The following is an 8,235-nucleotide window of genomic DNA, read 5'->3' as shown; positions in this document are numbered from 1 at the left end:
GCGGCGGTCGGTGGCGGGGTCATGACCTCTAACCTACAATCATGGGATGAATTTGGGACCGGTGATGTAACCAGTGCCACCGTCGGTCGATTCCTCCTCCGCGCCGCCCGTGCCGCCCCGCGGCCACCGGGTCCGGCAGACCATCGAGCAACTCCGGGCCCGGATCCTGGGCGGCGAGTGGCCGGTCGGCGGGCGCATCCCCACCGAGCCACAGCTGGTCGCCGCGCTGGGCGTCGGGCGCAACACCGTCCGCGAGGCGGTCCGCGCCCTGGTGCACGCCGGAGTGCTGGAGTGCCGGCAGGGCTCCGGCACGTACGTGGTGTCCACCGACGAGTTGGCGCCGGTGGTGGCCCGCCGCCTCGGCGACGACCGGATGACCGAGGTGATCGAGGTGCGGCGCGCCTTCGAGGTGGAGGCCGCCCGATTGGCCGCGCTGCGACGTACCCCGGAGGACCTGGCATCGCTCGACGGCGCGCTCGCCGAGCGCGAGGCGGCCTGGCGCGGCGGCCGGGTGGACGCGTTCGTCGAGGCGGACGCGGCGCTGCACACCGCGGTGGTCGCCGCCGCGCACAACGCCATGCTGGCCGAGCTGTACGCCTCGGTCGGCACCGCGCTGCGCAGCACCGTCGCCCAGGCGATGGGGGACGCGCTCACGCCGGAGCGCTACGTCGACCACACCCGGCTGGTCGAGGCGATCCGGGCGGGCGACCCGGGCCGGGCAGCGATCGAAGCCAGCGCTTTTCTGGAGCCCGCCGGAGGGGCATAGGTTGTGCCGGACGGAAAACCGGACACCTCGGGAGTACGAATGCTCAAGGGCTTCAAAGACTTCATCATGCGCGGCAACGTCATCGATCTGGCGGTCGGTGTCGTCATCGGCGCCGCCTTCACGGGCGTGGTCACCGCTCTCACGAACTCGTTCCTCAAGCCGATCATCAAGCTGGTCGGTGGCGGGGAGGACCAGTTCGCTGGCCAGTGGGAGCTCAGCAAGGGCAACTTCATGGACTGGGCGGGGTTCCTCAACGCCCTGATCACATTCGTGCTCACCGCGGCGGTGCTCTACTTCTTCGTGGTGTTTCCGATGAACAAGCTGGCTGAGCGGCGCCAGCGGGGCGAGGAGCCGCCGCCCTCGGCGCCGAGCGAGGAGATCAAGCTGCTCACCGAGATCCGCGACGCGCTGGTCTCCGCCGGCCACACCACCCCTGGCCAGCAGCGCGGGGCGCTGGACGACGTGCTGGGCCGCCGCACGGAGCCGCCGGCGCCGCGCTGACCGACGGATGCACATCGGCCCCTGTGGGATTCCCGCAGGGGCCGCACCTTCTCGTACGTGTGTTCGATAGAGTCCGCCCATGGAGCAGCGGAAGCACTGGTGGAACGGGAAATGGGGGCGGCTGGCCCGACGGGACGTCTTCCTTCGGGTGGACGCCGACCGGTGGCACGTCGAGCAGCGGGCCGGCGGCGCCGAGGGCATCTCCCGGTTCTACGAGTACGGCAGTGCGGACGAGGCCGAGGAGACGGTCCGGGCGCTGCTCGACGGCCCGGACACCTGGCGCGAGCTGTCCCCACGTCCGCCGGGTGGCTGGACCCTCCCGAACAGCTGAGTGCCGCTGCCACGGCCGCTCCGGGCTCTGGAGGCGGTACCGCTTTCGACGCTGATGACTCTGTGGCATAAATATGCCGCAGAGTCATCACGCTCTCCGGACCGATCGCCGCCGCGCGCCGCCGCCGGGCTGGCTGAGCGGCGGGCCGGTTGGTGACGGCGTTTAGCGGCGTACCGCCCCGGGAACCGCGGTGGGATGGACCAGCAGGACGAGCAGCAGGCGACCATCTCGCGGATCACCACCGGGATGCCGGTGATCGACCCCGCCGGCACCGAGGTCGGCACGGTTGATCTCGTTCAGCGGGGTGACCCGAACGCGGTGACCGTCCAGGCGCCGACCGCCGATCCGGGCAGCAGTCTGGACGAGCTGATCGAGGCCACGGCGGTCGAGGAACCCGAGGTGCCGGCCGACCTGGCCGCCCGGCTGTTGCACGGCGGCTACCTGAAGGTCTCCACCGAGTTGGTCGACGCCGGCGCGGTGTACGTCCCGGCCGACCGGATCGCCGCCGTCTCGGACGGCCGGGTGCGGCTCGCGGTCGGCGTGGCCGACCTGCCCGCCGAGGAGTGAGTTCCGGCCTGATCCCCTGCGCGGCGGAAGAGCAGCAGCATCAGGCAGCCGGCGACCAGACCCCAGAACGCGCCGCCCACACCGATCAGCGTCACCCCGGAGGCGGTCACCACGAAGGTGACCACGGCGGCCTCCCGGGTCGCCGAATCGGCCACCGCAGAGGCGAGCGCGGTGGCCAGCGCGCCCAGCAGCGCCAGCCCGGCGACCGCCTCGATGAGGATCGGCGGGGCGACCGCGACCAGCGCGGTGGCGACGCCGGCGCCCAGCCCGAGCACGGCCAGGCCGACGCCGGCGGTGACCGAGGCGACCCACCGGCGCTCCGGCTCCGGGTGCGCGTCGGGGCCGGCGGCCAGCGCGGCGGTGATCGCCGCGAGGTTCACCGCATGCCCGCCGGCCGGGGCGGCCAGCAGGCTGGCCAGCCCGGTGGCCCGCAGCGCGGCGCCGAACGGCGGGCGGTAGCCGTACCCGACCAGCACCGCCATGCCGGGCACGTTCTGCGCGGCCATGGTGACCAGGAACAGCGGAAGCGCGAGCCCGACCAGCGCGGACGCGTTCCAGGCCGGCGCGGTCAGCGCCACCGACGGGGTCAGCGCGGCGACGGTCAGGCCGGCCGGCGGCGCGGTCAGCGCGATCGCCACCACCGCCACCAGCAGCGCGCCGGGCACCGCCCAGCGGCGGGCGTACCGGTGCAGCAGCAGCCAGCCGACCACCACCGGGCCGGCCACCGTGGGCAGCTCGACCAGCGCGCGGACCGGCGCGGTGCACAGCGGCAGCAGCACCCCGGCGAGCATCGCGCCGGCCACCGGCTTGGGAATGGCGGCCACCGCCCGACCGAGTGGCGGAAACAGGCCGGCCGCCACGATCAGCAGGCCGGAGACGAGGAAGGCGCCCACCGCGACCGGCCACCCGCCCGGCGGTGGCCCGGTCGCCACCAGCAGCGCGGCGCCCGGCGTGGACCAGGCGACGCTCATCGGTATCCGATGCCGCAGGCCGAGCCAGGCGGCGGCCAGCCCGGACGCCACGCAGAGGGCGAGCAGGCCGGAGGCCGCCTGCGCGTCCGACGCGCCGGCCGCCCGGAGCCCGGCCAGCACGACCGTGAACGAGCTGGCGAAGCCGACCAGGGCGGTCACCACCCCGGCCAGCACCGGTTGCGCCTGTCCGACCATCCCAACCCTCCCACTGTTCCGTTTACGGAACGACGGCGTGTAGCACGATAGCCGGGTGCCGCACCCACCACCAGCCCGCCGTCCGGGCCCCGACGTGGATCCTGCCGTCGTCGGCCGCCGGGTCCGCGCCCTGCGCGAGGAGCGGGGGATCTCGCTGTCCACACTCGCCCGACTCGCCGGCATCGGAAAGGCCACCCTCTCCGGCCTGGAGCACGGCACCCGCAACCCCACCCTGGAGACGCTCTGGGCGGTCACCGCGCAGCTCGGCGTGCCACTGACCACCGTGCTGGCCGAGCCGGCCGCCGCGCCCACCGTGCACGGCGCCGCGGTCAGCGCCACCCTGCTGGAGGTGTTCACCGAGGCCGACGCGACCTACGAGCTCTACCGGATGCGCGTCGCGCCCGGGCCGGGGCAGCTCTCCCCCGCCCACCAGCCGGGGGTCACCGAGCACGTCACCGTCTTCGCCGGAGTGCTGCGCGCCGGCCCGGCCGACGCGCCGCTGACCGCCCCGGCCGGCGGTCACCTCCGCTGGGTCTCCGACGTGCCGCACAGCTACACGGCGGTGGGCGACGAGGAGGTCGCCGCCAGCCTCCTGCTGCGTTATCCACGCCGCTGAGCCACCGCCCGGGAGGCCCGAGCGCGGACATCGGCATCATTTCTCGACCTTCGTAGTAGTGCGTAGAGACGAAGGCGGGGTGTTCTTGGCAAGCTTGACCCCATGACGCTGATCCTCCGCTCGGTCATCCTCAACGACATCGGCCTGATCCGGACCAACAACGAGGACTCCGCCCTCGCCGGTGACCGCCTGATCGCAGTCGCCGACGGCATGGGTGGGCTGCCCGCGGGTGAGGTGGCGAGCGAGATCGTGATCCGGATCCTGGACGAGCTGGCCCCGCCCACCGACCCCGACGAGGCCGCCGACGCCCTGCGCGCCGTGGTCAGCACCGCCAACCAGCGAATCCACGCCGCCATCACCGTCGACCCGACCCGCGAGGGGATGGGCACCACGCTCACCGCGGCGCTGCTGGCCGGCGAGACGCTGGTGCTGGCCCAGGTCGGCGACTCACGCTGCTACCTGCTGCGCGACGGGGAGCTGACCCAGCTCACCCGGGACGACACCTTCGTCCAGTCCCTGGTCGACCAGGGCTCGCTCTCCCCCGAGCAGGCCCGGCACCACCCGCAGCGATCCCTGGTGACCCGGGCCGTGCAGGGCGCCGACACCCCACCGGCGGTCGGCGTGCTCACCGTGGTCCCCGGCGACCGGCTGCTGCTGTGCAGCGACGGGCTCTCCGACTACGTCGAGGACGAGGCCATCGGCGCGACGCTGGGCATGTACACCGACCGCCAGCAGTGCGGCGAGCAACTGGTGAAGCTCGCCCACCACGCCGGCGCACCGGACAACGTCACCGTCGTCGTCTCCGACGTCGTCGCCCGCTGACCTCGCCCGACCCTCGCGGCGGTCCGCGGAACGGGCCGTGACGAGTTCCGCCGACCCGGTAGATAGTTGTGCCATCTAGATTGCGCCGCTAGTGTCCGGCGGGTGGATTCCGACCGGCGCGGGCAGTGGCTACGGGGGGTGCTCGACATCTGCGTCCTGGCCCTGCTGGCCGAGCGCGAGTCCTACGGCTACCAGCTCGCCCAGGCGCTCGACGCGGCGGGCATCGGGCCCATCCAGGGCGGCACCCTCTATCCCGTGCTGCTCCGTCTACAGAAGACGGGCCTGGTGACCGCGCAGTGGCGGGAGGGCGCCGCCGGGCCGGCCCGCAAGTACTACCGGCTCACCGACGACGGGCACGCGGCGCTCCGCGGGGGCGGCCGCGCCTGGCTCACCTTCGTCGGGCCGGTGAACGACATCGTCACGAGAGGGGTCGCCCGGTGAACGTCGACGATTGGCTGCGTACGCTCGCGGCCGAGCTGCACCAGCGCCGGGTCGCGGCGGACGCCGCCCGGCACGTGGTCGCTGAGGCCGCCACACACCTGCGCGAGGGCGGCGGCGACCCCTGGGTCGTCTTCGGGCCACCCCAGCAGTACGCGGGCGCGATCGTGGAGAGCATCGGCACCGCGCCCGGACCGCGCCCCGGGCCGGTCCGGCTGCACGCCCGGGGCATCACCAAGCGGTACGGGCGGCGGACGGTGCTGCACGACGCGACGCTGACCGTCCGGGCCGGACAGATCGCCGCCGTCATCGGCGCGAACGGCTGCGGCAAGAGCACATTCCTGCGGATCTGTGCCGGCCTGATCTCACCCGACGCCGGTAACGTGACCGTCTCCGGGCGGCTCGGCTACTGCCCGCAGTCCGGCGGCACCGCGGACTTTCTGCTCGCCGACGAGCACTTCGTGCTGGTCGGGGCCGGCCAGGGCGTGGCCCGGGGGCCAGCCCGCCGCGCCGGCCGGGCGGCAGCCCGACAGCTCGGCTGGGAGGCCGGTGGGGACGAGCAGGCCCGGCACCTGTCCGGCGGCACCCGGCAGAAGCTCAACCTGACCATGTCCACCCTCAGCCAGCCGGACGTGCTGCTGCTCGACGAGCCGTACCAGGGCTTCGACCAGGGCACCTATGTCAACTTCTGGGACCAGCTCGGCCGACTGCGGGACGCCGGCACGGCGATCGTCGTGGTGACCCACCTGCTCAACCAGCTCGACCGGGTGGACACCGTGCTCGACCTGACCCCGGCACAACAGACCGGGCGTCGCGCGCCCGGCGTCCAGGGAGGCCACCCGTGAACCGGCTCGTCACCGTCGCCGAGATGACCCTGCGGGAGCTGCTGCGGCGTCGGGGCGTACTCCTGCTGTTGTTGTTGATGCCGTTGACCTTCTACCTGATCCGGCGGGACGCCTACCTGGGACAGTCGGTCCGCTCGCTGCTGCTCGGCGTGGGCTGGGCGGTGAGCACGGCGGCGCTCTTCGCCACCACCGCGGCCCGCGAGCTGGAGCCGAGGCTGCGGCTGGCCGGCTACCGCCCGCACCACCTCTACCTCGGTCGGATGCTCGGCCTCTGGATGGTGGGGCTCGTCATCTCCGTACCGTTCTTCCTGCTCCCCATGGTCGACGGCGCGAACCTGCGGTACGGCGGCCTGGCCGCGGCGCTGCTCTGTTCGGTCGGGGTGGCGGCGCCGTTCGGGATGCTGATCGGTGCGCTGCTGCCGCGCGAGCTGGAAGGGACGCTGCTGCTGCTCACCGTGGTGACGGTGCAGATGCTGATCGACCCGGCCGGCTCGGGGGCGAAGTTGACGCCGTTCTGGTCGACCCGGGAGATCGCCACCTGGGCGGTGGACCACACCGACCAGGGTTACCTCGCCCGGGGAGTGCTGCACGGGCTCGCCGTCACCGCCCTGCTGGCCCTCGGCGTGGCCGCCGTGGCCAACGTCCGACTGCGCCGCCGCCGGCACCTGCGGCACCTGCCCGTCGGCTGACCGGCGCCGGCGTGGTGGATCTGGCCAATCCGGTTGCTCCGATCAGAACGGCAGGCTCAAATGGGCGGATGACCATCCGCCGGGTGACCGCCGACGAACGTCTCACCACCAGCTTCCCGCTGGCCGCGTACGCCTTCGAGTCGTCGCCGCGCAGCGCCACCCGGATCGAGGAGTTCCGCGACTACCTGCCCTACCACGAGGGCAACCGGACGCTGATCGTCGAGGAGGACGGCAGCACGCTGGCCGCCTGCACGGCCATCCCCATGCGGCAGAACCTGCGCGGAGCGGTACTGCCGATGGCCGGCGTCGCCGGAGTGGCCACCCATCCGCTGGCCCGCCGCCAGGGGCACGTCCGGACGCTGCTGCACCAACTCCTCGACGAGATGCGCGACGAGGGGCACCCGCTCAGCGCGCTCTACCCGTTCCGGCCCAGTTTCTACGCCCGGTTCGGCTACGTCGGGCTGCCCAAGCCCCGCACGGTCACCTTCACACCGGCCGACCTGGGTTCGCTGCTCCGCGCCGAACTGCCCGGAGAGGTGAGCTGGGAGCGGATCGGCGCCGGCTACCCCACCTGGCTCGCGTTCACCGAGCGCTGCCTCCAGGACCGGCACGGCTTCGCCGTCTTCCCCGACTACCGGTCGGTCGGGCTGCGCGACCGGGACGAGTACTGGCTGGTCACCGCACGGGCGGGCGGCCAGGTCATCGGCATGGTGACGTACCGGATCGACGACCACGGCGGCACGCTGGCCGGCAACGAACTGCTGTACGCCGACCCGCTCGGCCGGACACTGCTGTTGCAGTTCTTCGCCCGGCACGTCGACCAGGTCGAGCGGGTCAGCGTCCAGGTGGCCCCGGACGAGTTGCCGGAGCTGTGGCTGACCGACCTGGACGTGCACATCGAGGCGCGGGCGGGCCGGCCGGGGTCGTCCGCTCCGATGGCCCGGCTGCTGACGCTGGACGCGCTGAACGGGCTGCCCGCCGGGCCGGGCCGGGTCCGGATCGAGCTGACCGGTGACCGGTGGCTCGCCGGCAGCCACCTGCTGGACGGCACCACCGGGTCGCTGGAGCTGGCCGGCGGCGCCAGCGGTCGGGCCCCGACCGCCACGCTCACCGCCGCCGGACTCTCCGCCCTCGCGTACGGGGTGCTGGATCCGGCCGAGCTGCCGTTGCGCGGGTTGGGCGAGGTGCCGGCCGACGCCGCCGTCGAGTTGCGCGGGATCTTCCCGCCCCGGGTGCCGTACCTCCTCGCCGACTTCTGAGTGCTCACCCACCCTTAGCCACGGGTTAAACCGGCATGGCGGATTCGCTCCGGCGCCGTCGCGGCTCCTAGCATCACGGGGTGCGCATGACGTCGCTTGTCGCCCTGCTCGTCCTCGGTGTCGCCACGGCGACCCTGCCCGCCTGCGCGCCCGACGACCCGGCTCCGGCTCCGGCCGCCGCGCAGCCCAGCCCGCCGGCCGAGCCGGGGGCGCTGGCCACCGGCGAGCAGGACGC

10 protein-coding genes and 1 pseudogene are annotated in these 8,235 nt (G+C 73.4%); 10 read left to right on the top strand and 1 reads right to left on the bottom strand.

What is annotated here, in order from left to right:
- Positions 1–73 precede the first annotated feature (73 nt).
- The 4 genes from EAD98_RS29810 to EAD98_RS29795 all read left to right on the top strand — a co-directional run bounded on the left by EAD98_RS29810 (position 74) and on the right by EAD98_RS29795 (position 2,165).
- Positions 74–766: a FadR/GntR family transcriptional regulator gene (locus EAD98_RS29810; RefSeq protein WP_121657277.1), complete on the top strand. Its 693-nt coding sequence runs from the start codon at positions 74–76 to the stop codon at positions 764–766.
- Between the two features lie 39 nt (positions 767–805).
- Positions 806–1,267, top strand: a complete 462-nt coding sequence (gene mscL, locus EAD98_RS29805) for a large conductance mechanosensitive channel protein MscL (RefSeq protein WP_121657276.1) — start codon at positions 806–808, stop codon at positions 1,265–1,267.
- A 79-nt stretch (positions 1,268–1,346) separates the two neighbouring features.
- Positions 1,347–1,598 (top strand): hypothetical protein, encoded by a 252-nt coding sequence (locus tag EAD98_RS29800; protein WP_089018164.1) that lies wholly within the window; start codon positions 1,347–1,349, stop codon positions 1,596–1,598.
- A 195-nt stretch (positions 1,599–1,793) separates the two neighbouring features.
- Entirely contained in the window at positions 1,794–2,165 is a 372-nt protein-coding gene (locus EAD98_RS29795) for a hypothetical protein (RefSeq protein WP_121657275.1), read from the top strand.
- 20 nt (positions 2,166–2,185) lie between these two features.
- Here the strand turns inward: EAD98_RS29795 and EAD98_RS29790 are convergent.
- Positions 2,186–3,331, bottom strand: a pseudogene (locus tag EAD98_RS29790) (benzoate/H(+) symporter BenE family transporter); the annotation flags it as partial.
- A 94-nt stretch (positions 3,332–3,425) separates the two neighbouring features.
- Between EAD98_RS29790 and EAD98_RS29785 the strand changes: the two are divergent.
- The 6 genes from EAD98_RS29785 to eis all read left to right on the top strand — a co-directional run bounded on the left by EAD98_RS29785 (position 3,426) and on the right by eis (position 8,000).
- Positions 3,426–3,947 (top strand): helix-turn-helix domain-containing protein, encoded by a 522-nt coding sequence (locus EAD98_RS29785; RefSeq protein ID WP_121657274.1) that lies wholly within the window; start codon positions 3,426–3,428, stop codon positions 3,945–3,947.
- A gap of 102 nt (positions 3,948–4,049) precedes the next feature.
- The gene (locus EAD98_RS29780) at positions 4,050–4,769 is read left to right on the top strand and encodes a PP2C family serine/threonine-protein phosphatase (protein ID WP_121657273.1); all 720 of its coding nucleotides are present in this window, start codon (positions 4,050–4,052) and stop codon (positions 4,767–4,769) included.
- 102 nt (positions 4,770–4,871) lie between these two features.
- Positions 4,872–5,210 (top strand): PadR family transcriptional regulator, encoded by a 339-nt coding sequence (locus EAD98_RS29775; RefSeq protein WP_121657272.1) that lies wholly within the window; start codon positions 4,872–4,874, stop codon positions 5,208–5,210.
- Positions 5,207–6,052, top strand: coding sequence for an ATP-binding cassette domain-containing protein (locus EAD98_RS29770; protein WP_121657271.1), 846 nt, complete (start codon positions 5,207–5,209; stop codon positions 6,050–6,052). Before EAD98_RS29775 ends, EAD98_RS29770 begins: the two co-directional genes overlap by 4 nt.
- Positions 6,049–6,741, top strand: a complete 693-nt coding sequence (locus tag EAD98_RS29765; RefSeq protein WP_121657270.1) for a hypothetical protein — start codon at positions 6,049–6,051, stop codon at positions 6,739–6,741. The genes EAD98_RS29770 and EAD98_RS29765 overlap by 4 nt, the downstream gene beginning before the upstream one ends.
- A 68-nt stretch (positions 6,742–6,809) precedes the next feature.
- Positions 6,810–8,000, top strand: a complete 1,191-nt coding sequence (gene eis, locus EAD98_RS29760; protein WP_121657269.1) for an enhanced intracellular survival protein Eis — start codon at positions 6,810–6,812, stop codon at positions 7,998–8,000.
- The last annotated feature ends 235 nt before the right edge of the window (positions 8,001–8,235 follow it).

Origin of the sequence: Micromonospora sp. CV4 (genome assembly GCF_003667455.1) — a bacterium.
Classification (GTDB): Bacteria; Actinomycetota; Actinomycetes; order Mycobacteriales; family Micromonosporaceae; genus Micromonospora.
This window is presented reverse-complemented; position numbering and strand designations above follow the sequence as displayed.